Source organism: Edwardsiella anguillarum ET080813, assembly GCF_000264765.2.
Lineage (GTDB): Bacteria > Pseudomonadota > Gammaproteobacteria > Enterobacterales > Enterobacteriaceae > Edwardsiella > Edwardsiella anguillarum.
Genome location: NZ_CP006664.1, coordinates 660,466 through 686,580, shown reverse-complemented (window position 1 = coordinate 686,580; position 26,115 = coordinate 660,466). Strand labels below are relative to the sequence as shown.

Annotated in this window: 20 protein-coding genes and 3 tRNA genes; 8 read left to right on the top strand and 15 right to left on the bottom strand. The window is 61.7% G+C overall.

Annotated features, from left to right (window positions below; all coding sequences use genetic code 11):
- Positions 1–2: 2 nt before the first annotated feature.
- The 5 genes from ETEE_RS03150 to ETEE_RS03130 all read right to left on the bottom strand — a co-directional run bounded on the left by ETEE_RS03150 (position 3) and on the right by ETEE_RS03130 (position 3,146).
- Positions 3–77: transfer RNA gene (locus ETEE_RS03150), tRNA-Gln, on the bottom strand.
- Between the two features lie 22 nt (positions 78–99).
- A tRNA-Leu gene (locus tag ETEE_RS03145) sits at positions 100–184 on the bottom strand.
- 19 nt (positions 185–203) lie between these two features.
- Positions 204–280, bottom strand: a tRNA-Met gene (locus ETEE_RS03140).
- Between the two features lie 230 nt (positions 281–510).
- A complete protein-coding gene (gene asnB / locus ETEE_RS03135) occupies positions 511–2,172 on the bottom strand; it encodes an asparagine synthase B (protein WP_034164182.1) in 1,662 nt (553 codons plus the stop codon).
- 221 nt (positions 2,173–2,393) lie between these two features.
- The gene (locus ETEE_RS03130) at positions 2,394–3,146 is read right to left on the bottom strand and encodes an HAD-IIA family hydrolase (RefSeq protein ID WP_034164183.1); all 753 of its coding nucleotides are present in this window, start codon (positions 3,144–3,146) and stop codon (positions 2,394–2,396) included.
- Between the two features lie 176 nt (positions 3,147–3,322).
- Here ETEE_RS03130 and ETEE_RS03125 point away from each other — a divergent pair, with 176 nt between their 5' ends.
- Positions 3,323–4,090, top strand: coding sequence for an alanyl-tRNA editing protein (locus ETEE_RS03125; RefSeq protein ID WP_034164184.1), 768 nt, complete (start codon positions 3,323–3,325; stop codon positions 4,088–4,090).
- Between the two features lie 19 nt (positions 4,091–4,109).
- On the opposite strand, the gene nagC is transcribed toward ETEE_RS03125, so the two are convergent.
- Genes nagC through nagB form a run of 3 tightly spaced genes read right to left on the bottom strand, consistent with a single transcriptional unit; the run spans position 4,110 to position 7,337 of the window.
- The gene (nagC, locus tag ETEE_RS03120) at positions 4,110–5,336 is read right to left on the bottom strand and encodes a DNA-binding transcriptional regulator NagC (protein ID WP_034164185.1); all 1,227 of its coding nucleotides are present in this window, start codon (positions 5,334–5,336) and stop codon (positions 4,110–4,112) included.
- Between the two features lie 23 nt (positions 5,337–5,359).
- Positions 5,360–6,514 carry an N-acetylglucosamine-6-phosphate deacetylase gene (gene nagA, locus ETEE_RS03115; protein ID WP_034164186.1) on the bottom strand — a complete coding sequence of 385 codons (1,155 nt, stop codon included), beginning with the start codon at positions 6,512–6,514 and terminating at the stop codon, positions 5,360–5,362.
- 22 nt (positions 6,515–6,536) lie between these two features.
- A complete protein-coding gene (gene nagB / locus ETEE_RS03110; protein WP_015462098.1) occupies positions 6,537–7,337 on the bottom strand; it encodes a glucosamine-6-phosphate deaminase in 801 nt (266 codons plus the stop codon).
- A gap of 325 nt (positions 7,338–7,662) precedes the next feature.
- Between nagB and nagE the strand changes: the two genes are divergently transcribed.
- From nagE to ETEE_RS03085, 5 genes are all read left to right on the top strand, one after another.
- Positions 7,663–9,687: an N-acetylglucosamine-specific PTS transporter subunit IIBC gene (gene nagE / locus ETEE_RS03105; protein WP_034164187.1), complete on the top strand. Its 2,025-nt coding sequence runs from the start codon at positions 7,663–7,665 to the stop codon at positions 9,685–9,687.
- A gap of 227 nt (positions 9,688–9,914) precedes the next feature.
- Positions 9,915–11,582 (top strand): glutamine--tRNA ligase, encoded by a 1,668-nt coding sequence (gene glnS, locus ETEE_RS03100; protein ID WP_034164188.1) that lies wholly within the window; start codon positions 9,915–9,917, stop codon positions 11,580–11,582.
- Positions 11,583–12,144: 562 nt separating this feature from the next.
- A complete protein-coding gene (gene chiP / locus ETEE_RS03095; protein WP_034164189.1) occupies positions 12,145–13,542 on the top strand; it encodes a chitoporin ChiP in 1,398 nt (465 codons plus the stop codon).
- Positions 13,543–13,599: 57 nt separating this feature from the next.
- On the top strand, positions 13,600–13,932 hold the full coding sequence (gene chiQ, locus ETEE_RS03090; RefSeq protein WP_034164190.1) for a ChiQ/YbfN family lipoprotein: 333 nt from the start codon (positions 13,600–13,602) through the stop codon (positions 13,930–13,932).
- 18 nt (positions 13,933–13,950) lie between these two features.
- Positions 13,951–16,617, top strand: coding sequence for a beta-N-acetylhexosaminidase (locus ETEE_RS03085; protein ID WP_034164270.1), 2,667 nt, complete (start codon positions 13,951–13,953; stop codon positions 16,615–16,617).
- Positions 16,618–16,816: 199 nt separating this feature from the next.
- On the opposite strand, the gene fur is transcribed toward ETEE_RS03085, so the two are convergent.
- The 4 genes from fur to ETEE_RS03065 all read right to left on the bottom strand — a co-directional run bounded on the left by fur (position 16,817) and on the right by ETEE_RS03065 (position 19,528).
- Complete coding sequence (fur, locus tag ETEE_RS03080) at positions 16,817–17,266, bottom strand: ferric iron uptake transcriptional regulator (protein ID WP_034164191.1); 450 nt, start codon at positions 17,264–17,266, stop codon at positions 16,817–16,819.
- Between the two features lie 275 nt (positions 17,267–17,541).
- Positions 17,542–18,069 carry a flavodoxin FldA gene (fldA, locus tag ETEE_RS03075; RefSeq protein ID WP_034164192.1) on the bottom strand — a complete coding sequence of 176 codons (528 nt, stop codon included), beginning with the start codon at positions 18,067–18,069 and terminating at the stop codon, positions 17,542–17,544.
- 184 nt (positions 18,070–18,253) lie between these two features.
- The gene (ybfE, locus tag ETEE_RS03070) at positions 18,254–18,532 is read right to left on the bottom strand and encodes a LexA regulated protein (RefSeq protein ID WP_034164271.1); all 279 of its coding nucleotides are present in this window, start codon (positions 18,530–18,532) and stop codon (positions 18,254–18,256) included.
- Between the two features lie 213 nt (positions 18,533–18,745).
- Positions 18,746–19,528 carry an alpha/beta fold hydrolase gene (locus tag ETEE_RS03065; protein ID WP_370634786.1) on the bottom strand — a complete coding sequence of 261 codons (783 nt, stop codon included), beginning with the start codon at positions 19,526–19,528 and terminating at the stop codon, positions 18,746–18,748.
- A gap of 263 nt (positions 19,529–19,791) precedes the next feature.
- On the opposite strand from ETEE_RS03065, the gene seqA reads away from it, so the two are divergent.
- Together seqA and pgm are read left to right on the top strand one after the other, a co-directional pair.
- Positions 19,792–20,331, top strand: coding sequence for a replication initiation negative regulator SeqA (gene seqA, locus ETEE_RS03060; protein WP_034164194.1), 540 nt, complete (start codon positions 19,792–19,794; stop codon positions 20,329–20,331).
- Positions 20,332–20,360: 29 nt separating this feature from the next.
- Complete coding sequence (gene pgm / locus ETEE_RS03055) at positions 20,361–22,001, top strand: phosphoglucomutase (alpha-D-glucose-1,6-bisphosphate-dependent) (protein ID WP_034164195.1); 1,641 nt, start codon at positions 20,361–20,363, stop codon at positions 21,999–22,001.
- Positions 22,002–22,084: 83 nt separating this feature from the next.
- Here the strand turns inward: pgm and kdpE are convergent, their stop codons facing one another.
- From kdpE to kdpC, 3 genes are read right to left on the bottom strand one after another with little or no spacing between them, the layout of a single operon-like run.
- Positions 22,085–22,774: a two-component system response regulator KdpE gene (gene kdpE, locus ETEE_RS03050; RefSeq protein WP_034164196.1), complete on the bottom strand. Its 690-nt coding sequence runs from the start codon at positions 22,772–22,774 to the stop codon at positions 22,085–22,087.
- Entirely contained in the window at positions 22,771–25,479 is a 2,709-nt protein-coding gene (gene kdpD / locus ETEE_RS03045; RefSeq protein WP_034164197.1) for a two-component system sensor histidine kinase KdpD, read from the bottom strand. Before kdpD ends, kdpE begins: the two co-directional genes overlap by 4 nt.
- A 26-nt stretch (positions 25,480–25,505) precedes the next feature.
- Entirely contained in the window at positions 25,506–26,111 is a 606-nt protein-coding gene (gene kdpC / locus ETEE_RS03040) for a potassium-transporting ATPase subunit KdpC (RefSeq protein ID WP_034164198.1), read from the bottom strand.
- Between the last annotated feature and the right edge of the window lie 4 nt (positions 26,112–26,115).

Here is a 26,115-nt window from a genome sequence, read left to right as displayed (position 1 = left end):
TATGGCTGGGGTACCAGGATTCGAACCTGGGGATGGCGGGATCAAAACCCGCTGCCTTACCGCTTGGCGATACCCCATCCGACACAAGCCGGGTTGAAATGGTGCGGGAGACGAGACTTGAACTCGTACACCTTGCGGCGCCAGAACCTAAATCTGGTGCGTCTACCAATTTCGCCACTCCCGCCCACTTGCGTAATAAAGAGTGGTGGCTACGACGGGATTCGAACCTGTGACCCCATCATTATGAGTGATGTGCTCTAACCAACTGAGCTACGTAGCCGTTCTTTATTCGCTAGCCTTCATCGGCGTTGCGGGGCGCATTATGCGGATATGGGGGGGAAGCGTCAACCCCTTTTTTAGCAGAAACGCCATCGTCGCGCACGTTTGCCGATTGATTATACAGGTCGGCGTGAAAAGCAGCAAAAGTCGGTGAAAAGTAGGCTAACGCCGGCCTGACAGGGGGAGTCGGTGCGGCGCGCCCGCTAGGGAAGAGGGCGCTGCCGCGGGAGGTTAATAGGCGGACTGGTGTACGCCGACGGCGCGTCCGGAGGGGTCGTCCATTTTACGCAGGGACGCGTCCCACTCGATGGCCTTGGCGGAGGAGCACGCGACGGAGGGGCCACCGGGCACGCACTCCGCGGCGCTCGGCAGCGGGAACAGCTGCTCAAAGATATCGCGGTACAGGTAGGCCTCCTTGCTGGTCGGCGTGTTGTGGGGAAAGCGGAAGCGGGCGTTGGCCAGCGCCTGGTCGCTGACCTGGACGGCGGCGGCCGCTTTCAGCGAGTCTATCCAGCTGTAGCCGACGCCGTCGGAGAACTGCTCCTTCTGGCGCCAGGCGACGCTGGCCGGCAGGTAGGACTCGAAGCATTCGCGCAGCAGCTGCTTTTCGATGCGTCCGTCGCCGCACATCTTGTCGCGCGGGTTGAGGCGCATGGCCACGTCTAAAAACGCCTTGTCGAGGAACGGAACCCGCGCCTCGACGCCCCAGGCGGCCATCGCCTTGTTGGCGCGTGCGCAGTCATACATATGCAGCGCCAGCAGCTTGCGCACCGTCTCGTCGTGGAACTCTTTGGCGTTGGGAGCCTTATGGAAATAGAGGTAGCCGCCGAACACCTCGTCGGCGCCTTCGCCGGAGAGCACCATTTTGATCCCCATCGCTTTAATTTTACGGGCCATCAGGTACATCGGCGTCGAGGCGCGGATGGTGGTGACGTCGTAGGTTTCGATGTGGTAAATCACGTCGCGGATGGCGTCCATACCCTCTTGGACGGTGAAGTGGATCTCATGGTGCACCGTGCCGAGGTGGTCGGCGACCTCTTGGGCGGCCTTCAGATCCGGCGCCCCCGGCAGGCCGACGGCAAAGGAGTGCAGCTGTGGCCACCAGGCGGCGCTGCGCTCGTCATCTTCGACGCGGCGGGCGGCAAACTTCTTGGTGATGGCGGAGATAATGGACGAATCCAGCCCGCCGGAGAGCAGAACCCCGTAGGGCACGTCGGACATCAGGTGGCTTCTGACCGACTCCTCCAGCGCGCAGCGCAGCGCGGCGGCGTCGGTGGGGTTATGTTCGACGGCGGCATAGTCGAACCAGTCGCGCCGGTAGTAGCGGCGGATCTCGCCGTCGCGGCTCCACAGGGCGCTGCCGGCGGGGAATTCACGCAGCGTCCGGCATACCGGCACCAGCGCCTTCATCTCGGAGGCGACAAACAGGTTGCCGTGCTCATCGTGCCCCATGTACAGCGGGATGATCCCCAGGTGATCGCGGCCGATCAGATAGGCGTCCCGCTCGGCGTCATACAGAATAAAGGCAAACATGCCGCGCAGCTGGTCGAGGAAGTCCGGGCCATACTCCTGGTACAGCGCCAGGATCACCTCGCAGTCGGAGCCGGTCTGAAACGCATAGCGATCGCCCAGGCGTTCACGCAGCGCCTGGTGGTTATAAATTTCACCGTTGACCGCCAGAACATGGGTGCGCTGTGCGTTGTACAGCGGCTGGGCGCCGGTGTTGACGTCGACGATAGACAGGCGCTCATGGGCCAGAATAGCGCGTTCACCGGCATAGATGCCGGACCAGTCCGGGCCGCGGTGGCGCATCAGTCGGGACATCTCCAGCGCTGTCTTGCGCAGCGCCTGCGGATCGGTTTTCAGGTCGAGCACTCCAAAGATCGAACACATAGCGTTTCCCCTACGGCATTGGCGGTATCAGGTGGCGCGGCGCCCTGCGGCGCGGCGGATGACATCAACATGCGTCATCCGATGAATGAAAATCAAGTATTTTGCTCTGGCGGGGTAAAAAAGTTTTTTGCTGGCGCTTATTTTTAGATAGACTTCAAAAAAAACGCGATTTTATTGAAGAATATCTAAAAAAAGGCGGCCGTGGCCGCCGCAGGGGGCGATTACAGAATGTCGATGTCGGCCACCGACGGATAGATATAGCTGGGGCGGAAGGGCATGGTGTCCACGTCTTCCAGGGTGGAGACGCCGGAGAGCACCAGAATGGTCTCCAGTCCTGCCTGGAAGCCGGCCAGAATATCGGTTTTCAGGTTATCGCCGATGATAACGGTGCTTTCCGAATGGGCCTGCATCTTGTTCAGCGCGGCGCGGATAATCCACGGGCTGGGTTTGCCGACGTAAAACGGCGCGCGGCCGGCGATTAGCTCGATGGGCGCGCACAGGGCGCCGCAGGCGGGAAAGAAGCCGCGGCCGTGGGAGTCGGGGTTGGTGGCGATAAAGCGCGCGCCGTGGGCGACGAAGTAGGCCGCCTTGTGGATCATCTCCCAGTTATAGGAGCGGGTCTCGCCGACGATCACGAAGTCCGGGTTGATGTCGGTGATGGTGAAGCCGGCCTTGTACAGCTCGTGGATCAGCGCCCCCTCGCCGATGACGTAGGCTTTCTTGCCCTCCTGTCGCTTGAGGAAGTCGGCGGTCGCCATGGCGGAGGTATAGAACACCTGCTCAGGGACGTCGATGCCGGCGGAGGCAAAACGGTTGGCCAGATCCTGCCCGGTCTGCGCGGGGTAGTTGGTCAGGATCACCAGCGGCATCTCCTGCTGCTGCAGCCGCTGTAAAAACTCACGGGCGCCGGGAACCGGCGTATTGTCGTGCATCAGGACGCCGTCAATATCGCAAATAACGCTTTTTATTGTCATAGCTGAGAGCTTCTCGTTGATAATGCAGTTAGTGACTATACCACGGCTGAGCGTATTATCGCCCGCTTCACGCCGGGCCGGGGCGGCAATCAGGGGGTGCAGTCGCCGGTCCGCTGGGGTAGAGTCAGAGGGACGTACGTGCGGGGATACCCAGATCAGGATAAATGAGGACGAATATGGAATTTCACTATGACCGTGACCGCGTCTATGCGCAGCCGGCGACGCAGCGGGTATATAACCAGGAGCCCTACCTGACCCGCCTGGAAGCTACGCTGCTGTACCTTGAAAACGATCTGGCGGTGTTCGACAGGACCATCTTCTACGCCGAGTCGGGGGGACAGGTTTGCGACGTCGGGTCGATCCGCTCCGCCGCGGGCGGAACGCCTTGCCCGGTGGTCGATGTGCAGCACCGGCTGGGGCATAAGCTGTATATCAAGCGCGAGGGGGTCAACGTACCGCTGGTGGACGTGGAGACGCGGATCGTACACCGCCTGGCCCACGCGGCGGATCTGCAGCCCGGCGACCGCGTTATCATGCAGATCGACTGGCCGCGGCGCTACGCCATCATGCGCCACCATACGCTGGCGCACTTTCTGTTCTCCGCCATTAACCGCCACTTCAGCGCCGGCGTCGGCGTCAAGGGGTGCACCATCGATGCGCAGAGGGCGGTGTTCTCACTGGATAAGAAGCTGAGCGAGGATGACTTCTCCGCCATTCAGGCCCATACCCGCGATATGCTGGCGCAGGCGCACCCCTTGGCGGTAGAGCCGGCGCCGGAGACGGACAGCCTCTTCTATTGGCGCTATGGCGAGACGCTGATCCCCTGCGGCGGCACCCACGTGCAGGCACTGTCCGAGGTCAGCGACGCGGCGATCTTTTTCCATAAAAAGAGCAGCGGCCGCGAGCGCAGTCGGATCGCTATCGCGCTGCAGCCCCTGGTATAACCGACGCGCCGCGCGATTCTCAGTCGTGATGCTCCAGCAGACGCTGCAGCAGCGCGCCGTTCAGCATGGCGCGCTTGACCAGCGCGAAGGCGCCGATGGCGGAGCGGTGGTCGAGCTCGGAGGTGACCACCGGCAGGTTGTGGCGAAAGTTTTTCAGCGTCTGGGTCTGAATGCAGCGCTCGATGGCCGGCAATAGGATCTTGCCGGCTTCGGTTATCTCGCCGGCGATGACGATCTTCTGGGGATTGAACAGGTTGATGGTGATAGCGATAGCGCGCCCCAGGTTGCGCCCGACCCGTTCAATCACCTCGACGGCTAAACTATCGCCGCGGTTGGCGGCCCGGCAAATGGCGTTGATGGTACAGCCGTCGGCCGTCAGGCTGCTAGGGTAGCCCTGCTCCAGCAGGCGACGGGTATGCTGTTCGATAGCCGCATTGGCCGCCACGGTTTCCAGACAGCCAAAGTTGCCGCAGTGGCAGCGTTCTCCCAGCGGATCTATCTGGATATGGCCGATCTCCCCGACGTTGCCGTTGCTGCCGAGGAAGATGTTCTCATCGACGATGATCCCGGCGCCGGTGCCGCGGTGCAGCCGCACCAGGATCGAGTCCCGGCAGTCGCGGCTGGCGCCGAAGTAGTGTTCGGCCAGCGCCAGGCTGCGGATATCGTGACCGATAAAGCAGGCCAGGCGGAAGCGCGCCTCTAGGCGTTCAACCAGCGGCCAGTCGCTGACCGTAATGTGTGGCATGTAGCGGACGATACCGAGATCCGGATCGACCAGCCCGGGCAGCATCAGGGCGATGGCTATCAGCTCGCGGATTTTGCGCTGGTAATCGTTAATGAAGTGGTCGATGGCCTGAAACAGGGCGTGCTCGACGGTCTCCTGGGTGCGCTGCGGCAGCGGGTAGTGCGTCTCCGCCAGCGCCTTGCCGCTGAGGTCATACAGGGTGATGGTGGCGTCGTGGCGCCCCAGGCGAATGGCGATCGCCTGGAAGCGACGCGTCTCGGTGACGATGGAGATGGCGCGCCGCCCGCCGGTGGAGGCCTGCTGATCGACCTCTTTGATCAGCCCGCGCTCCAGCAGCTGGCGGGTGATCTTGGTGACGCTGGCGGGGGCCAGCTGGCTGTATTCGGCAATCTGAATCCGTGAGATCGGACCCTGCTGATCGATCAGGCGGTAGACCGCCGCGCTGTTCAGCTGCTTTACCAGATCGACGTTACCAATTTGTCCCTGTCCGCCAGTGGCCATCACTCTCTCACCTGTGTTGTCATTCAACCGCCGCGCTGGTAGACGGTTTCGCCGTTAACGATGGTCGTGGTTACCCGGAAGTCGCGGGTAAACGCCGTCAGGTTGGCGACCTTACCCGGCTCGATGCTGCCCAGCCGCTGCGCGACGCCGATGGCGCGCGCCGGATAGAGGCTGGCCATGCGCAGAGCTTCATCCAGCGCAATGCCGACGTGCTCAACGCTGTTTTGCACCGCCTCTATCATGGTCAGCGCCGATCCGCTCAGCGTACCATTTTCATCCACGACCAGCCCATTGCGGTAATATACTGTTTTCCCCGCGAAAATGAAGCTGTCAATGTCTGAACCCGCCGGCGCGGTGGCGTCGGTGACCAGCACCAGGTGGTCGCCCTTGAGCTTTTTCGCCATGCGGATGTTCGGCCAGGCCACGTGGTGGCCGTCGGCGATGATACCGGTATACACCTCAGGGGTGTCGAAAATGGCGCCCATCAGCCCCGGCGCGCGGCCGCTGATCGCCGGCATCGCATTGTAGAGGTGGGTGGCAAAGCGCATTCCGGCGGCGAAGCCGCGGCGCGCCTCTTCGTAGCTGGCGTTGGAGTGGCCGGCGGAGACCACGATCCCGGCGGCGCGTAGCTGTTGAATGGCCGCGTCGTCGCTCATCTCCGGCGCCATGGTCACCTTGACGACGGCCTCGGCGTGGCTGCAGATAAAGTCGAGCATGGCGCGATCCGGGCGGCGGATATAGCGCGGGTTATGGGTGCCCTTTTTCTCCAGGCTGATATAGGGCCCTTCAATATGCAGCCCCAGCGCCTGGTTACGCTGGCGGCGCAGATAGGACTGCATCACCGTAATACCGCGTTGCATCATGGCGTCGCTGCAGGTGATCAGCGTCGGCAGGTAGCTGGTGCAGCCGGCACGCTCGTTGGCGCGCTGCATGATCTCCAGCGTCTGCTCGCTGACGGCCTCTTCGCTGTCGTTAAACTGCACGCCGCCGCAGCCGTTGAGCTGAACGTCGATAAAGCCGGGGGCCAGGATGGCGCCGCCCAGATCGCGGGTGGCGATATCCGGTGCGAGCGCAGACTCGGGACAGATTTTTTCAATTAAACCATTGGCGATCACCACAGCATGGTCGTCAAGAATATCGTGGCCGGTATAAATCCGACAGTGAGTTAAGGCGTACATCACATTCCCCCGGACGTAATTATCAGAGATCTTTCATATTTTCCGCTTCGAGCTCGCGGAAATAGTTAACGGTTTTAACCTTCAGCTCCATGGTCGCCGGCTGATCGCAGACCACCACGGACTTAGGATGCAGCTGCAGGGCGCTGATAGTCCACATATGGTTGACGCTGCCCTCGACCGCGGCCTGCAGCGCCAGGGATTTAGCGTGACCGGTTACCAGGATCATCACCTCTTCCGCGTCCAGCAGGGTGCCCACGCCGACGGTCAGCGCATACTTCGGCACCAGACTGATGTCGCCGTTGAAGAAGCGGGAGTTGGCGATGCGGGTATCTTCGGTCAGGGTCTTGATCCGGGTGCGCGAAGCCAGCGAAGAGGCTGGCTCATTGAAGGCGATATGCCCGTCGTTGCCGACGCCGCCCATGAACAGATTGATCTTACCATAGGCGCGGATCTTCTCTTCGTAGCGGCGGCACTCGGCGTCCACGTCCGGCGCGTTACCATTTAACAAATTGATATTTTCTTTCTGAATATCAATATGGTTGAAGAAATTATTATACATAAAGCTGTGATAGCTTTCCGGGTGTGATTCTGCCAGACCTACGTATTCATCCATGTTGAAGGTGACGACGTGGCGGAAGCTCACCTCACCGGCCTGATAGAGTTCGATCAGACGCTTATAGGTTTGCAGCGGGGTGCTACCGGTCGGCAGACCCAGCACAAACGGGCGCTCGGCGGTAGGCTTGAACGCGTTGATGCGCTTAACGATATGGCGGGCAGACCACAGGCCAACGTCGGTCGCGTTATGCAGCGGAATAAGTCTCATAGGGCACCTTTTACAAAACGGGAAACTGAACGAAAAGCGGGTTCGGCGCCGGTGATGACCCATTGGCTCCCGGCTCTCCTGCGAAGGAGCCTACCGCGCCGATTGATTTTTCGAATAATAAAATAAGTTTTCATAGATAGCCAGCCTGCAGACAACATTTCACCTATTGTTGGTGATAATAATCACAAATCAGGAGGTTTTAATTTGCGGAGAAAAATAATTTTTTTACACTCTCCAGTGTGGTTCATATTATCAACAAAATACTTAAATCAGTGATGATGAGACCGGCAGTGCCCTTTGCATTGTAGGTCCAATAGGGGGAAATGTGAGTATTCTCGGTTATTTGCAAAAGGTAGGCCGCGCGCTGATGGTGCCGGTAGCGACGCTACCGGCCGCAGCAATACTAATGGGTGTCGGTTATTGGATCGACCCGGTCGGCTGGGGAGGAGACAACGCGCTGGCGGCGTTCTTCATCAAGTCGGGCTCAGCCATCATCGATAATATGTCGGTGTTGTTTGCCATTGGTGTTGCGTATGGTATGTCCAAAGATAAAGACGGCGCGGCGGCGCTGGCCGGCTTTGTCGGTTTCTTGGTGGTGACCACCCTGTGTTCACCCGCCGCGGTGGCGATGATCCAGAAGATTCCTGTGGATCAGGTTCCTGCCGCCTTCGGTAAGATCAATAACCAGTTTATCGGTATCCTGGTCGGTATCATCTCGGCCGAGCTGTATAACCGCTATAGCAGCGTTGAGCTGCCCAAGGCGCTCTCCTTCTTCAGCGGCCGCCGTCTGGTTCCGATCCTGACCTCGTTCCTGATGATCATTCTGGCCTTTATCCTGATGTATATCTGGCCGGTGATCTTTAACGGTCTGGTGAACTTCGGTGAGCATATCCAGAAGCTGGGCTCCGTGGGGGCCGGTGTGTATGCCTTCTTTAACCGTCTGCTGATCCCGGTCGGTCTGCACCACGCCCTGAACTCCGTGTTCTGGTTTGACGTCGCCGGCATTAACGATATTCCGAACTTCCTGGGCGGCGCCCAGTCCATCGAGAGCGGTAAGGCGGTGGTCGGTATCACCGGTCGCTATCAGGCAGGCTTCTTCCCGATCATGATGTTCGGTCTGCCGGGTGCGGCGCTGGCCATCTACCACTGCGCCCGTCCGGAGAACAAGGCGAAGGTCGCCGGTATCATGTTGGCCGCCGCGTTTGCCGCCTTCTTTACCGGGATCACCGAGCCGCTGGAGTTCTCCTTCATGTTCGTGGCGCCGGTGCTGTACGTGCTGCACGCCATCCTGACCGGTATCTCCGTCTTTATCGCGGCCAGCATGCACTGGATCTCCGGCTTCGGCTTCAGCGCCGGCCTGGTGGATATGGCGCTGCAGTCCCGTAACCCGCTGGCGACGCACTGGTATATGCTGATCCCGCAGGGGCTGGTCTTCTTCGTTATCTACTACGTGGTGTTCCGTTTCACCATCACCAAATTCAACCTGATGACGCCGGGGCGTGAGCTGAGCGGCGCGGGTGAAGAGGCCGATGGCAACGATGAAGATCTGGATCTGACCAAAGACGCGGACGTCAGCGAGCTGGCTCGCCAGTATATCGCCTGCGTCGGCGGCTCCGCCAACCTGACCGGTATCGATGCCTGTATCACCCGTCTGCGTCTGACGGTGAAGGACTCTTCGCTGGTCAACGAAGCGATGGCCAAGAAGCTGGGCGCCTCCGGCGTGATCCGCCTGAACAAGACCAGCGTACAGATCATCGTCGGCTTCGTGGCCGAGAAGATCGCCAACGCGATGCGCACGGCGGGCACGGTACCTGCCGCCGCGGCAAGCGCCGCCGCCCCGACCGCGCCCGCGGCGAAGGCCCAGGCGACGCCAAACGCCGCCGCCGGCGTCCACTCGACGCTGGTATCACCGATCACCGGTGAGGTGGTGGCCTTGAGCGAGGTGCCGGACGAGGCGTTTGCCAGCAAAGCCGTCGGCGACGGTCTGGCGGTGCGTCCGACGGATAAGATGGTCGTGGCGCCGGCCAACGGCACCGTGGTGAAGATTTTCAACACCAACCACGCCTTCTGTCTGGAGAGCGATGACGGTGTGGAAGTGGTGGTGCACATGGGGATCGATACCGTGGCGCTGAACGGGCAGGGCTTTAAGCGCCTGGTGGAAGAGGGAGATGTGGTGAAGGTCGGCCAGCCGGTGCTGGAGATGGATCTGGATTACCTGAACGCCCATGCGCGCTCCATGATAAGCCCGGTGGTGGTCAGCAATATCGATGACTTTGGCGGCGTGGGGGCGTTGGCCTCCGGTCAGGTGGTCGCCGGTCAGAGCAAGCTGTATACCCTTCTGAACAAGTAACGCCGCCGTCATACGGTTGCGTCACGCGGCGGGGGGCCCGAGAGGGCCCCCCGTTTTTTTTATTGTCCGGAGCCGGGGGAGGGCGCGGCGCGGCGCGCTTATCCGCTACTTCCGCGGAGATCACAAAAAAAACGTCGGTATTTTACCGATAGAACGGTTGTTTCCGCCCGAGGGTTGTTAGATCATGGAACGATGAGAACGCGTTTTTTGGCATAGAGGAACAGAAGATGAGTGAGGCTGAAGCCCGCCCAACCAACTTTATCCGTCAGATCATTGATGAAGATCTGGCGTCCGGTAAACACACCAGCGTGCATACCCGTTTCCCGCCGGAGCCAAACGGCTACCTGCACATTGGCCACGCCAAGTCCATCTGTCTGAATTTCGGCATCGCCAGAGACTATCAAGGGCTGTGCAACCTGCGCTTCGATGATACCAACCCGGTCAAAGAAGACATCGAATACGTTGAGTCCATCAAGCGTGACGTACAGTGGCTGGGCTTCGAGTGGAGCGGCGCGGTGCGTTACTCCTCTGACTATTTCGATCAGCTGCATCAGTACGCCCTGGAGCTGATCGGCAAAGGGCTGGCCTATGTGGATGAGCTGAGCGCCGAGCAGATCCGCGAATACCGCGGCACCCTGACCTCGCCCGGGAAAAATAGCCCGTTCCGCGACCGCAGCGTGGAGGAGAACCTGGCGCTGTTCGAAAAAATGCGTCTGGGCGAGTTCGCCGAAGGCAGCGCCTGCCTGCGCGCCAAGATCGATATGGCGTCGCCGTTTATCGTGATGCGCGACCCGGTGCTGTATCGGATTAAGTTTGCCGATCACCACCAGACCGGCAATAAGTGGTGCATCTACCCGATGTACGACTTTACCCACTGCATCTCCGATGCGCTGGAGGGCATCACGCACTCCCTGTGCACCCTGGAGTTCCAGGACAACCGTCGCCTGTACGACTGGGTGCTGGATAATATCTCGATTCCGTGCCATCCGCGTCAGTATGAATTTTCGCGCCTGAACCTGGAATACGCCATCATGTCCAAGCGTAAGCTGAACCTGCTGGTGAGCGAGAAGATTGTCGAGGGCTGGGACGATCCGCGTATGCCGACCATTTCGGGTCTGCGCCGCCGCGGCTATAGCGCCGCCGCCGTGCGCGAGTTCTGCCGTCGTATCGGGGTGACTAAGCAGGACAACAACGTCGAGATGGCGGCGCTGGAGTCCTGTATCCGCGACGATCTCAATGAAAACGCCCCGCGCGCGATGGCGGTGCTGGATCCGGTGCGCCTGGTGATCGAAAACCTGCCGGCCGACAGCGTACAGCTGCTGACCATGCCGAACCACCCGAGCAATCCGGAGATGGGCAGCCGTGAGGTGCCGTTCGCCCGCGAACTGTACATCGATCGCGCCGACTTCCGCGAAGAGGCCAACAAACAGTACAAGCGTCTGGTGCTGGGCAAAGAGGTGCGTCTGCGCAACGCCTACGTGATCCGCGCCGAGCGCGTAGAGAAAGACGCCGACGGCGAGATCACCACCATTTACTGCAGCTACGATGCGGACACCCTGAGCAAGGATCCGGCGGATGGCCGCAAGGTGAAAGGGGTGATCCACTGGGTGTCCGCCAGCCATGCGCTGCCGGCGGAGTTCCGCCTATACGATCGCCTGTTCAGCGTGGCGAACCCGGGGGCGGCGGAGGATTTCCTCTCCACCATTAACCCTGAGTCTCTGGTTATTCGTCGCGGTTTCGTCGAGCCGACGCTGGCCGCAGCGGTGCCGGGGGTGACCTACCAGTTTGAGCGTGAGGGCTACTTCTGCGCCGACAGTCGCTACTCCTCCGTCGAACATCTGGTGTTTAACCGCACCGTTGGCCTGCGCGATACCTGGGCCAAAGCGGCGCTCTGAACGACACGGCGCACGGCGTAGTACGCCGGTAGAGTGCCAATATCAACGCCACGGGCCGCCGGTCCGTGGCGTTTTTTTGTCTGCGCTGGCGGGATGCTTCCCGGGTCGGCGCGCCCTCTTTCGCGGCGGCGTATGCCCACTCTGGCGCGGTGTGGGTCAGGAGATAGGAGATGATGACTTCGCGTTGCAAATTAATAAGGTGTTGTAATGTAATAATTATTCATTAATGAAGTAAGTCCCCCCGCGCTCCCCGCCGTAAGCTTCCCCAATATCACTAATGGTATTACAAATATATCTCTGTTTTTTAATGGTATTTTTCATTAATAATGCCAATTATACCGCAATGTAACTAAATATAAGAATATGTGCACTCGGTCAAAAATTGATACATCTTTTTTACTTTTCATTTGATAATTCGCGTCGCGAAAAATAGTCTAGTAGTGCAGTAAGTGAACGGGATTTTACCCGGACACCCAATAACTTTTACCCCTGTGGGGATATTGGCGACCTGGTCGGGCGCTGCTCCGCCAGCCGCATTTTTCAGTCAAAGAGGAATTTTTCTATGGTTACGCATCGTGCTAAGCGCAGCGTGCTGGCGCTCGCTGTTGCCGCAGCAACGCTGGGCAGCGGCTTCATGGCGCCCTCACAGGCGCAGGCTGAAGGGTTCATCGACGATTCAACCATGACCGGTGGGATCTACTACTGGCAGCGCGAGCGCGATCGCAAGGATGTGGAGACCGGTCAGTATAAGACCAACCTGTCTCACTCCACCTGGAACGCTAGCCTCGACTTCTCCTCCGGCTACGCCGCCGACTTTATCGGTCTGGACGTCGGCGCCTTCACCGCCATTGAGATGGCCGAATCGGCGGAGAGCAGCCACCCGAACGAAATCGCCTTCTCCTCCATCAACAAGGGCTACGACGAAAACTACAGCGGCGATAAGAGCGGCATCAGCCTGTACAAGGCGGCGGCCAAGCTGAAGATGGGGCCGATGTGGGCGCGTGTCGGCTGGATCCAGCCGACCGGCCAGACCCTGATCGCCCCGCACTGGAGCTTCATGCCGGGCACCTATCAGGGGGTTGAGACCGGCGCCAACTTTGACTTTGATAGCGCCGGTGCGCTGAGCTTCTCCTATATGTGGACCGACCGCTATAAGGCGCCGTGGCATCTGGAAATGGACAAGTTCTACCAGGGCGGCCTGGGCGATAACCGCGGGGAGGAGGTCTCCTACCTGCACTCCCTGGGCGGGAAATATGACTTCAAGAACGGCCTGGTGCTGGAAGCGGCCTTTGGTCAGGCCCAGGGCTTTATGAATCAGTACTTCGCCAAGGGGACCTACAAGTTTGACGTCGCCGGCAGCCCGCTGACCACCAGCTACCAGTTCTACGGCGCGCACGATCGCGTCTCCGACGCCAACAGCAGCGCCAATATCTATGACGGCACTGCCTGGCTGCAGGCGCTGACCTTCGGCTACAAGGCCGGTCAGTTCGATCTGCGTCTGGAAGGCACCTGGGTGAAGGCGGAAGGCAAGCAGGGCTACTTCCTGCAGCGTATGACGCCGGCCTACGCCTCCTCCAACGGTCGCCTGGATATCTGGTGGGATAACCGCTCCGATTTCAACGCCAACGGGGAAAAGGCCGTCTTTGCCGGCGTGATGTATGACCTGAGCAAGTGGAATATGCCGGGCTGGGGCGTCGGTGCCTCCTATGTCTATGCCTGGGATGCCAAGCCGAACAGCACCTGGGCTGACCAGAGCGAGCGGGTTAAAGAGAGCGCCTACAGTCTGGATGCGATGTACGTGATTCAGGACGGTCGCGCCAAGGGCACCCTGTTTAAGCTGCACTACACCCAGTATGACAACCACTCCGACAACCCGAGCTGGGGCGGCGGCTACAACAACATGTTCCAGGATGAGCGCGACGTGAAGTTTATCGTTATCGCCCCGTTCACCGTGTTCTGAGTTATCGCCCCCTCCGCACGCGCGGAGGGGCGCTAAGCGAATCAAGGGAGAGAGAATATGAAAGCGATTCTGGGTGTGGCCATGGCCGCCATCGTACTGACCGGCTGCGCGCAGCCGAGCGCGCCGTCCCAGGACGGCCAGCTGCTGAAGCAGGCCTACGGCAAGTGTATTCAGGATGCCGACGGCAAACATGACAAGGTCGCCTCCTGCCAGACCATTCTGGAGGTGATGAAGCAGAGCAAGGCACACGCCGCGTTCGCGCAGAAAGAGAGCGTGAGCGTGCTGAATTACCAGCAGTGTATTGAGGCGGCGATGAGCGGCGCCGGTGACAACTATACGGCCCGCTGCGGCAAACTGTGGCAGGAAATCCGCGCCAGTAACGCGAACTGAGAAAAGGGAAGCGAGATGATGAAAGGATATAAACTGAGCGTAGTCGCCACGGCACTGGGTATGCTGGGCGTTTCCGGCGTAGCGCAGGCCGATCAGCAGCTGGTGGACAGCATCAGCAGCCAGGTGAAGGTGAACTACGCCGTCACCGACAACCGCGGCGCGGAGAACGGCGTCAACTGTGCGGCGCTGGGCGCCGACTGGGCCTCCTGCAACCAGGCGGTGATCAGCCTGACCAACGATGGCAGCGCCATCGAGGGGAAAGACTGGGCCATCTACTTCCATAACATCCGTCAGATCCTGAAGAGCGGCAACGATCAGTTCAAGATCACCTTCGTAACCGGCGATCTGCACAAGATTGAGCCGACGGATAAATTCAAGGGCTTTGCCGCGGGTGAGCGCATCGAGATCCCCATCGTCGGCGAATACTGGCAGCTGTTCGAAAGCGACGTGATGCCGCGCTGGTACGTGACCTCGCCGGACGCCAAGCCGAAGGTGATCGCCAATACCGATACCGAAGATCTGCGTCAGTTCGTGACGCCGTTTGCCGGCGACCTGTGGAAGCGCATCAAGGATGATAAAAACGTTCTGATGACGCCGGAGAACCGCTTTGCCAAGAACGCCGATGTGAAGACCCTGCCGGCGGCTAGCCTGCGCGGCCAGATTATGCCGACGCCGCTGACGCTGAAAGTGCATCAGCAGGACGCCGATCTGGCGCGCGGCGTTAGCCTGGATCTGACGGTGCTGAACACCGCCAGCGCCGATGTTATCAAGCAGCGTCTGGGCCAGCTGGGCGTGAAGCAGGCCCAGAAGGGCTACCCGATCAAGACACAGATCGCCACCAAAGCCTTTAAAGGCGATATGGCGGTACCGGGCGCATACCAGCTGAAGATCGGCACCAAGGGCGCGGAGGTGACCGGTTACGATCAGGCCGGGGTGTTCTACGGTCTGCAGTCTATCCTGTCGCTGCTGCCGGCCAACGGCAGCGCCAAGATCGCCACGCTGGACGCCGAAGATGCGCCGCGTTTCCAGTACCGCGGCATTGAGCTGGACGTGGGGCGTAACTTCCACTCCCTGGCCTCCATCGAGCGCCTGCTGGATCAGATGGCAGCGTACAAGCTGAACAAGTTCCACTTCCATCTGACCGACGATGAGGGCTGGCGCATTGAGATCCCGGGCCTGCCGGAGCTGACCGAGGTCGGCGGCAAGCGCTGCCATGATCTGAGCGAACAGCAGTGTCTGTTGCCGCAGCTGGGCTCTGGCCCGGACAGCAACAACAACGGCAGCGGTTACTTTACTCGCGCCGACTATATCAAGCTGCTGAAGTATGCCCAGGCGCGCCACATTGAGGTGATCCCGGAGATCGACATGCCGGCCCACGCCCGTGCGGCGGTGGTGGCGATGGAGGCGCGTTATAACAAGCTGAAGGCCGCCGGTGACGAGAAGGGCGCCAACGAGTACCGCCTGCTGGATCCGACCGATGACTCCAACACCACCTCGGTGCAGTTCTACGATCGTCACAGCTACCTCAACCCGTGCCTGGACTCATCCAAGCGCTTTGTCGACAAAGTGATCGGCGAGATGGCCCAGATGCACCGCGAAGCCGGCCAGCCGCTCACCACCTGGCACTTCGGCGGCGATGAGGCGAAGAACATCCGCTTAGGGCCGGGCTACACCGACGTGAACAAGCCGGAGCCGGGCAAGGGGATGATCGACCTGAGCAAAGAGGACAAGCCGTGGGCGAAGTCTCAGATGTGCCAGGCGATGATCAAAGAGGGCAAGGTGGCCGATATGGAGCACCTGCCGAGCTACTTCGCGGTCGAAGTCAGCAAGATGGTCAAGGATCACGGCATCGGCAAGATGCAGGCCTGGCAGGATGGCCTGAAGGATGCCAAGGATGCCAAGGCATTCGCGACGCCGCGCGTCGGGGTGAACTTCTGGGATACCCTGTACTGGGGCGGCTTTGACTCGGCCAACGACTGGGCCAACAAGGGCTATGAGGTGGTGATCTCCAACCCGGATTACGTCTATATGGACTTCCCGTATGAGGTCAATCCGCAGGAGAACGGCTACTACTGGGGCACTCGCTTCAGCGATGAGCGCAAGATCTTTGCCTTCGCGCCGGACAACCTGCCGCAGAACGCCGAAACGTCGGTCGATCGCGACGGTAACTACTTCAGCGCCAAGAGCGACAAGCCGTGGCCGGGCGCCTATGGCCTCTCTGCTCAGCTGTGGAGCGAAGTGGTGCGCACCGATGAGATGATGGAGTACAAGATCTATCCGCGCATCATGGCCGTCGCCGAGCGTGCCTGGCATCAGGCGGGCTGGGAACAGCCGTATCAGGCCGGGCGTGAATACAAGGGCGGCGAAACCCATCTGGTCGATCAGCAGGCTCTGCTGAAGGATTGGCAGCGTTTCGCCAACCTGATGGGGCAGCGTGAGCTGGCCAAGATGGATAAGTCTGGCGTGGCCTATCGCGTACCGCAGCCGGGCGCCCGCGTAGTGAACGGCAAGCTGGAGACCAACGTCGCGATGCCGGGCCTGATCGTGGAGTACTCCGTCGACGGCGGTAAGCAGTGGCAGCGCTATGATGCCAAGGCGAAGCCGAGCGTGAGCGGCGAGGTTCAGGTGCGTACCGCGTCGCCGGACGGCAAGCGCTTTAGCCGCGTGGAGTCCGTCAAATCCTGACGGGATTTTACCCTCATTTTCCCCCGCCTCGCGCGGGGGCCTTAGGATGAGCGCCCGCGGCGCGGCCTCATCCTCTCCTTATTCCGGTTTCGATCTGAGTAGTAGTGAGCAGTAATTGCCCTCGGTCTGTGAGGGCTTTTTTTTTACCCGCGACGGGCAAAAAAAACGGCCCCGGTGGGCCGCTTCGCTGACGGTGGGTTTAGGCCTTTTCGTCGTGCAGGGTATCATCGCTGCGGCAGTCGCTCTCGGCGCAGTGGCCGTAGAGATACAGGCTGTGGTTGGTCAGCTGGATGCCGTGTTTTTTGGCGATTTCGCGCTGACGCTTCTCGATGGACTCATCGCTGAACTCGATGACCTTGCCGCAGTCCAGGCAGATCAGGTGATCGTGGTGGTGCTGCTGGGTCAGTTCAAAGACCGATTTCCCGCCCTCAAAGTTATGGCGGGTAACGATGCCGGCATCGTCAAACTGGTTGAGCACGCGGTATACGGTTGCCAAACCGATCTCCTCGCCCATGTCGATCAGCTTCTTGTACAAGTCTTCAGCACTGACATGATGGCACGTAGGATCTTGCAGTACTTCCAGAATCTTGAGACGGGGAAGCGTGACTTTAAGGCCAGCTTTCTTTAACGCGGTGTTGTTGTCAGTCATTCGGATTCTGTCCTGTCACAGCGCCCGGCAGCGCCCAGAGGCCGTTACCGAACGGAAAATAATAGTGAGATTCATTATAAGGCCGATATCCCTAAATGGGAACCGTGGCGCGGCGTGTCCGGCGTGGGGTGCCCGCGGCGTGGGCCAGATATAACTCGCGAGTAATGAGGAAGATAGAAACAAATGACGCAGCGAACTGCGCACTATCGTTTTTATTGATGGCTGAAATACCTGCCGGCTATTAAACGGGGCTCCGCGCCGGCAGGCGACAGGCATTAGCCCAGGATATCGGCCAGATGCATCTCTGCGCTGAGCTGCTTGACCCAGGCGTCCACGCGCTCGGCGGTTAGCTCCGGTTGGCGATCCTCATCGATGGCCAGGCCGACGAAGGTGTTGCTGTCGACCAGCGCCTTGGAGGCTTCAAAGTGGTATCCGGCGGTCGGCCAGTGGCCGACGATGGTGGCGCCGCGCGCCTCAACCAGCTCGCGGATGGTGCCCATTGCATCGCAGAAGTACTCGGCATAGTCCTCCTGATCGCCGCAGCCGAACAGCGCAATCAGCTTACCGGAGAAGTCGATCTCCTCCAGCGAGGGGAAGAAGTCATCCCAGTCGCACTGCGCTTCGCCGTAGTACCAGGTGGGGATACCCAGCAGAAGGATATCAAACGCCTCAAGGTCTTCCTTGCTGCTCTTGGCAATGTCATGAACTTCAGCAACGTCTTTACCCAGTTGCTTCTGGATCATCTTAGCAATGTTTTCCGTGTTGCCGGTGTCGCTGCCAAAGAAAATACCTACGATTGCCATATCGCGAATTTACCTTTTATCTCAGAAATTAAATCAGGCTGTGCCCTGACCGTCGCGGGCGACGGACGGGATTAGGCGCTGAGCCTAACCGGGCGCGGTCACACACCCAGCCTACCTACCAGTCGAATACTATAACATTTTTGGCGTCGCGGCTTTATCGTCATTGTGCGCTGCGCCGGGCGGGTCAGGTGTCCAGCGGTAGCTGACGGAGCAGCATCTGCTCGATCAGCTCGCTGCGGCTGATGTTGCGCTCCTGCGCCAGACGGTTGAGGAGATCGACCGCCTCTTCATTCATCTTCAGCTCGACGCGGCGCAGCCCTTTCACCCGATCGCGCCGCAGCTGGTTACGCTTGTTAATCCGCAGCTGCTCTTCCCGGGAAAGCGGGTTGGTTTTGGGACGACCTGGACGACGTTCTTCCGCGAACAGATCGAGCGTCGTGCGGTCCGTTTGTTCTTTGGCCATATTCAGGTAGCGGTACTGCAAGGAGAAGGGAGCACGGGAACCCCGGACTCCGATTAACGTATATACGGGATTTCCCCCGACGGCACCGTACGGGGACGCGCCGCCCATTTTAGCGCGCCATCATACCCCAGGGAGTGGAGCAGCGACAATCCCTTATCGGCGTCGGCGCGCGTTCCCGCACCGATGAGGGCACGATCCGATCCGCCGGACGCTTCACGCCCCTGCGCCGGAGGGGGGATCGAGAAAGCGGCGCACCGCGCGCAGGACGTTGTCTGGCTGTTCGGCGTGCAGCCAGTGGCCGCTGCCGCTGACCACGTGGGCGCGGGCGCAGGGAAACTGGCGGGCGATCGCCTCGCGATAGTCATCGAGAATATAGGGCGAGTCCGCGCCCTTGATGAACAGCGTCGCCCCCGGGTGGGGCGCCTGCGGCTGCCAGCCGAGGATCTGCGGGTAGTGCTGCTGCAGGGCCGCAAGATTAAAGCGCCAGCGTCCCTGGTAAAAGGACTTGAGCAGAAACTGCACCACCCCCTCCTGCTGCAGAAAGCGGCGCAGGATCTGCGCCGCCTGCGGGCGGGTCTGTACCGCCGCCGTCTGCACCGCGTTCAGGGCGGCAAAGACCGCGTCGTGACGGCGGGTGGGGTAGGCCACCGGCGCCATATCTAGCACCACCAGACGGCGCAGGCGCTGCGGGGCGAGCGCCGCCAGACGCATCGCCGCTTTTCCGCCCATGGAGTGGCCAATGATGTCCAGCGGCGCCAGGCCGTAGGCGTCGATCAGCGCGATGAGATCCTCGGCGAGCAGGTCATAGTTCATCTCGGGGGTATGAGGGGACTGCCCGTGGTTACGCAGATCGACCAGCAGTACGTCGCGCTGGGGATTGAGCGCGCGGGCGAGCTGGCCCAGGTTGTCCAGCGAACCGAACAGGCCGTGGATCAGCAGCAGCGGCGGTTGGCTCGGCGGCTGCGGCGCCCGCAGCAGCAGATGATTCAGGGTCAGGATCATGGCGAGATAAATTGTTCGGTTAATGTTGCGTATAGGTTACCACGCCGGCGGCGAATTGTCCGCCGCTCGGCGGGGTTGACCCCAGCGGGCCGGGCATCTACGCCGATTTCCGAGCCGTATGGCTGTCCGCGCCGCTTTTGTGCCGCGCAGGCACCAAAATGGACGTTAATCACCCCGCCGTGGCGCTAAACGCTATCCGCTCAAGGCGTTTAACCTTATAATCCAATCTGACCACGTAGCAAAAGTACTGGATAACGATGAAAACGATTGAAGTCGACGAGGAGCTCTACCGCTATATTGCCAGCCACACCCAGCGGATTGGCGAGAGTGCTTCCGACATTCTGCGCCGGCTGCTGAAAGTCGGTATGGAGAGCAAGCCGGCCGCCGTCGCTGGCGCGGCGCTTCCTGCGCTGGTGACCCCCCCTGCCGCGGCGGTATCCCGGCCGCAGGATCGCGTGCGCACCATGCGCGAGCTGCTGCTGTCGGACGAGTATGCTGAACAGAACAGGGCGGTCAGTCGCTTTATGCTGATCCTGACCACGCTGTACGCCATTGACGCCGATGGGTTTGCGGCGGCAACGGATGCCCTGCACGGGCGCACCCGCGTCTACTTTGCCGGCGATCGCAATACGCTGCTGCAGAGTGGCAATCACACCAAGCCCAAGCAGGTACCCGGCACCCCTTATTGGGTGATCACCAATACCAACTCAGGCCGCAAGCGCGCGATGATCGAACACATCATGCTGGCGATGCAGTTCCCCGTGGAGCTGATCGAGAAGGTTTGCGGCACCATTTGATAAATAACAAGCGTTAGGGAGAAGCGCAGATGGCAAATCACCCGCGCGCCGGGCAGCCTGCCCGGCAGAGCGATTTGATCAATGTGGCTCAGCTGGTTGCACAGTATTACAGCCTGCGTCCGCAGGCGGATAATCCGTCCCACGCCGTGAAGTTCGGCACCTCCGGTCACCGCGGCAGCGCGCAGCGCCAAAGCTTCAACGAGGCGCACATTCTGGCGATCGCCCAGGCGATCGCCGAGGTGCGCAAGGCCAACGGCGTCGAGGGACCTTGCTTTGTCGGTAAAGATACCCATGCGCTCTCTGAGCCGGCCTTCGTCAGCGTGCTGGAGGTGCTGAGCGCCAACGGCGTTGCGGTGGTGGTGCAGGAGAACAATGGTTTTACCCCGACGCCGGCGGTGTCTCATGCCATTCTGACCCATAACCGTCGCGGCGGCGCGCTGGCCGACGGTATCGTGATTACGCCCTCCCATAACCCGCCCGAAGACGGCGGCATCAAATACAACCCGACCAACGGCGGCCCGGCGGACACCAATCTGACCCGCGTTATCGAGCAGCGTGCCAACCAGCTGCTGGCGCAGGATCTGGCCGGCGTGAAGCGTCTGACGCTGGACGCGGCCTGGCGCAGCGGCCATATCCACGCGCGCGACCTGGTGCAGCCCTACGTCGAAGATCTGCGTGATATCGTCGATATGCCGGCGATTCAGCGCGCCGGTCTGAAGCTGGGCGTCGATCCGCTCGGCGGCTCCGGTATCGAATACTGGCAGCGCATCGGCGAGCATTACGGCCTGGATCTGACGCTGGTCAACGACCATATCGATCAGACCTTCCGCTTTATGCATCTGGACCACGACGGCGTGATCCGCATGGACTGCTCCTCGGAGAGCGCCATGGCGGGGCTGCTGGCGCTGCGCGATCGCTTCGATCTGGCCTTTGCCAATGACCCGGACTACGACCGTCACGGCATCGTAACGCCGGCCGGGCTGATGAACCCGAACCACTATCTGGCCGTGGCCATCGACTACCTGTTCCGCCACCGTCCGCAGTGGGGGGCCGAGGTGGCCGTGGGTAAGACGCTGGTCTCCAGCGCGATGATCGATCGGGTGGTTAAGGCGCTGGATCGCCGCCTGGTGGAGGTGCCGGTCGGCTTCAAGTGGTTTGTCGACGGTCTGTTTGACGGCAGCCTCGGCTTTGGCGGCGAAGAGAGCGCCGGGGCATCGTTCCTGCGCTTCAACGGCACGCCGTGGTCTACCGATAAGGATGGCATCATCCTGTGCCTGCTGGCGGCAGAGATCACCGCCCAGACCGGTAAGAATCCGCAGCAGCATTACGATGCGCTGGCGGCGCGCTTTGGCTCGCCGAGCTATAACCGTCTGCAGGCACCGGCGACCCATGCCCAGAAGGCGGCGCTCTCCCGTCTCTCTCCGGAGATGGTGCAGGCGGACCGGCTGGCGGGCGATCCGATCACCGCCCGTCTGACCCGCGCCCCGGGCAACGATGCGCCGATCGGCGGGCTGAAGATCATGACCGACAACGGCTGGTTTGCCGCGCGTCCGTCCGGCACCGAGGAAGCCTACAAGATCTACTGTGAAAGCTTCCTGGGTGCGGAGCATCGCCAGCGTATCGAGAAAGAGGCGGTCGATATTGTGAGCGCCGTACTGGCTAACGCTTAAGCGCGTCATTACACCTACCGCAACGCCGCGCACTGCGCGGCGTTTTTTTATGGGCGTAGTCCGGGGAGAGGCGATCGCGCCCGCTAAGGCATAAAGCGGTAGCCGACGCCGGTCTCGGTCAGCAGGTGGCGCGGGCGGGCCGGTTCGGCCTCCAGTTTCTGGCGCAGGTGTCCCATGTAGATGCGCAGGTAGTGGCTGTGCTCGACGTAGTTGGGGCCCCAGACGCTGCTGAGCAGCTGGCGCTGGGTCAGCACCTTCCCGCTGTTGGCGATAAGCTCGGCCAGCAGGCGAAACTCGATCGGCGTGAGGTGCAGCCGCTCGCCGCAGCGGGTGACGCTGCGCGCCAGCAGATCCACCTGGACGTCGGCGAAGCAGACCAGCGGGCTCTCCTGCTGCTGGCGGGTGTGACGCCGCAGCGCCACCCGTACCCGCGCCAGCAGCTCCGCAACGCCGAAGGGCTTGCTCAGAAAGTCCTCGGCGCCGGCGTCGAGGGCCTCAACCTTATCGGCCTCATCGCAGCGCGCCGAGAGCACGATCACCGGAATGGCGCTCCAGCGGCGCAGATCGCGGATAAACTCCACGCCGTCGCCGTCCGGCAGCCCCAGATCGAGAATGATCAGATCCGGCTGGCGGGTTGCGGCCTCGATCAGGCCTCGCTGCAGGCCATCGGCGTCTGCGACGCGCCAGCCTTCGTTTTCCAGGGCGGCGCGCACAAAGCGGCGGATGGCCTGTTCGTCTTCGACGATCAGAATAGTGATGGGGGCGGCTGTCACGGGTTGTCTGTCATCTCCTCATCGGTTTCCGGGTCGATCTCCGGCACGGTTTCCAACGGCAGGGTAAAGTGAAAATGGGCGCCGCCCTGCGGCGGGCTCTCGACCCAGATTCTACCACCGTGTATATCAATAATGGCACGGCAAATCGCTAACCCCAAACCGACGCCGGGAATGGCGGACTCTTTATCACCGCGGGTAAACTTGTTGAAGATATGCGGCAGCTGGTCTGCGGGAATCCCCGGCCCGCTGTCGCTTAACTCCACCTCGAGCCCGTCGGCGCCGACCCGAGCGCCGATGGCGATGCTGGCCGCGCTGCCGGCGTATTTCCCCGCGTTCTCCAGCAGATTCTGCAGGACGCGCTCGATGAGCGCCCCGTCGCAGTTCACCAGCGGCAGATCCGCCGGCAGGCTGAGGGCGAGGGGATGGCCGGCCAGCATCGGCTCCAGCGTATGGATGGCGCTGCCGACGATCTCCTCCAGCGACTGCCACGCCTTGCGCAGACGGAAGCCGCCGGACTGGATGCGGGCCATGTCGAGCAGGTTGTTGACCAGACGCGAGGTGTTGAGGATCTGCTGGCGGATCTCCTCCGCCTGCGGGGCGTGGGCCGATCGCTCGCTGGCCAGATCCAGCGTCAGTATCTCCGCCTGCCCGAACAGCACCGTCAGCGGGGTGCGCAGATCGTGAGAGAGGGCGGCCAGCAGCGAGTTGCGCAGCTGCTCCCGCTCGGCTTCCAGGCGGGCGGCCGCCGCGCTGTGGGCCAGGTGCAGGCGCTCCAGCGCGTTGGCGATCATGACGGTATAGGTTTGCAGCAGGCGCTGCTGCTCCGGCACCATCAGCTGACGCAGGTTGCTCGGTTCAATGGCCAGTACGCCAAAGGTGTTCTGGGCGCTGGAGAGGGGCAGCAGCTGATAGGGAACGCCGGGCAGGGTATCGGTTCCGGCGCCAGCGGGCTGGCGACGATCCAGACACCACTGGGCGATGGCCAGATCGACGTTGGCTACCCCGGCCTCATCGCCGTGGCGGGGGTGCAGCAGGCCGTCGCCGTCCGGCAGCAGCAGCGTGGTACGGGCGCCAAAGCTGTGATTAAGGGAGGCGCAGGCGCTGTGTACCACCGCGTCGTGATTTAACGCGTTGCCCAGCGCCTTGGACATTTCATACATGTGGCGGGCGCGCTGTTCGCGGTAGCGCGCTACCCGCGCCTGATAGCGCATGCCGGCGGTGAGGTTCCCGATCAGAATACCGACGATCAGCATCACGCCAAAGGTGACCAGGTACTGGACGTCGCTGACGGCGAAGGACCACTGCGGCTGCACGAAGAACAGATCGAAGCTGGCGACGCTGATGCAGGCGGCGAACACCGACGGCCAGCGGCCAAAGAACAGCGCCACCACCACCACCCCGAGTAGGTAGACCATCACCAGGTTGACCTGATCGAAGGCGGGCAGCATCAGCCTGCCGCACAGCGAGATCAGCGCGCACAGCGCCGCGGCCACCAGGAACCCTTGGATCTGCACCCGCCACTTTTCGCCGAACGGGCGCGGATCGCTTTCCCGCGGGCCGCTGGGGCGATCTTCGACGGCGACGATCAGCAGGTCGAGGTCGGGGCCCAGGCGGGCCAGGCGATCGACAAAGCTGGCACCGGGCCAGCGCAGACGCCGGGCCTCGCGCTGGCGGCGACCCAGCAGAATTTTGCCCAGATTGTGTTCGCGGGCATAGCGCAGGATGGCGTGCTCCGGGGTGGGATCGGAGAGGGTGGCGGTCTCCGCCCCCAGCTCCTGCGCCAGGCGCATGCTGCGCAGGATGGTGCGCCGCTCGTTTTCCGGCAGGCGGTGCAGGTGCGGCGTCTCCACGTAGACGGCGTGCCAGACGCAGCCCAGCCGCCCGGCCAGACGGGCAGCGGTGCGCACCAGCTTATCATTGTCGGCGTACTGGCCTATGCACAGCAGCAGGGCATCGCGGGTGTGCCAGACCCGGCTGCCGCCGGGGCCGCTGCGAAAGGCGCGCATCTGATCATCGACCCGATCGGCGGTGCGGCGCAGGGCCAGCTCACGCAGGGCGATCAGGTTTCCCTTGCGGAAAAAGTGCTCGATGGCGCGCTCGGCCTGACCCGGAATATAGACCTTGCCCTCCTTGAGACGCTGACGCAGGTCGTCCGGCGGCAGATCGACCAGCACGACCTCGCTGGCGGCGTCAAACAGCCGGTCCGGCACCGTTTCGCGCACCTGTACGCCGGTCACGCTGCCGACGATATCGTTCAGACTCTCCAGATGCTGTACGTTGACGGTGGTCAGCACGTCGATACCGGCCGCCAGCAGCTCCTCGACGTCCTGCCAGCGCTTGGGGTGGCGAGAGCCGGGCGCATTGGTATGCGCCAGCTCATCCATCAGGATCAGCGCGGGGGCGCGCGCCAGCGCCCGGTCGAGGTCGAATTCGCGGATCTGGCGCCCCCGGTGGTGGATCCGCTTTTGCGCCAGCAGCTCCAGACCGTCGAGCAGGGCGGCGGTTTCGCTACGGCCATGGGTTTCTACGACGCCGACCGCCACGTCCAGCCCCTGGGCGCGCAGGCGCTGCGCCTCCTGCAGCATGGCGTAGGTTTTACCGACGCCGGCGCAGGCGCCGAAGAAGACCTTGAGCCTGCCGCGCGCGGGGTCGTTGACCTGGGCCAGAAGGGCGTCGGGGTCGGGGCGCTGTTCATCATCAACCATGAAACATCCTTATCGAGCGAAAACGGTTAGCGTAAGCGGGGTGTTGCCTCCGATGATAGCCGATCCAGCGCCAGATTCAGCCGCAATACGTTGACCGTCGGCTGTCCGAGAAAGGCCGGCCAGCGCGGCTCGGTGTCATCGGCTATCAGGGCATCGACGCGGCTCAGCGCGAGTCCGCGCGCCGCGGCGATGCGCGCCGCCTGATAATGGGCGGCCTGCGGCGAGATATCCGGGTCGAGGCCGCTGGCGGAGCTGGTGAGCAGATCGACCGGTATCGGCTCGCCGACGGGCTCCTGCGCATCGCGCTGGCGCAGGCGTTCGGCGCGCGCGGCCAGCGTCCGGGTCAGCAGCGGGTTACTGACCGCCAGATTGCTGCCGCCCGACGCCATGGCGTTGTAGGGGTGCCCGGCGGTGGCCGACGGGCGCGGCCAAAAGTAGTCGTCGCGCTGGAACGGCTGGCCGATCAGCGCAGAGCCCACCGGGCGGCCATCGCGCAGCAGCAGGGATCCGTTGGCCTGCAGGGGGAACATCAGCTGCGCCAGCGCCGTGGTTAACAGGGGATAGAGAATACCGGTGATCAGGGTAAGCACCAGCATCATGACCAGGGTGGGACGTAGTAAGGGCTGTGTCATGGTG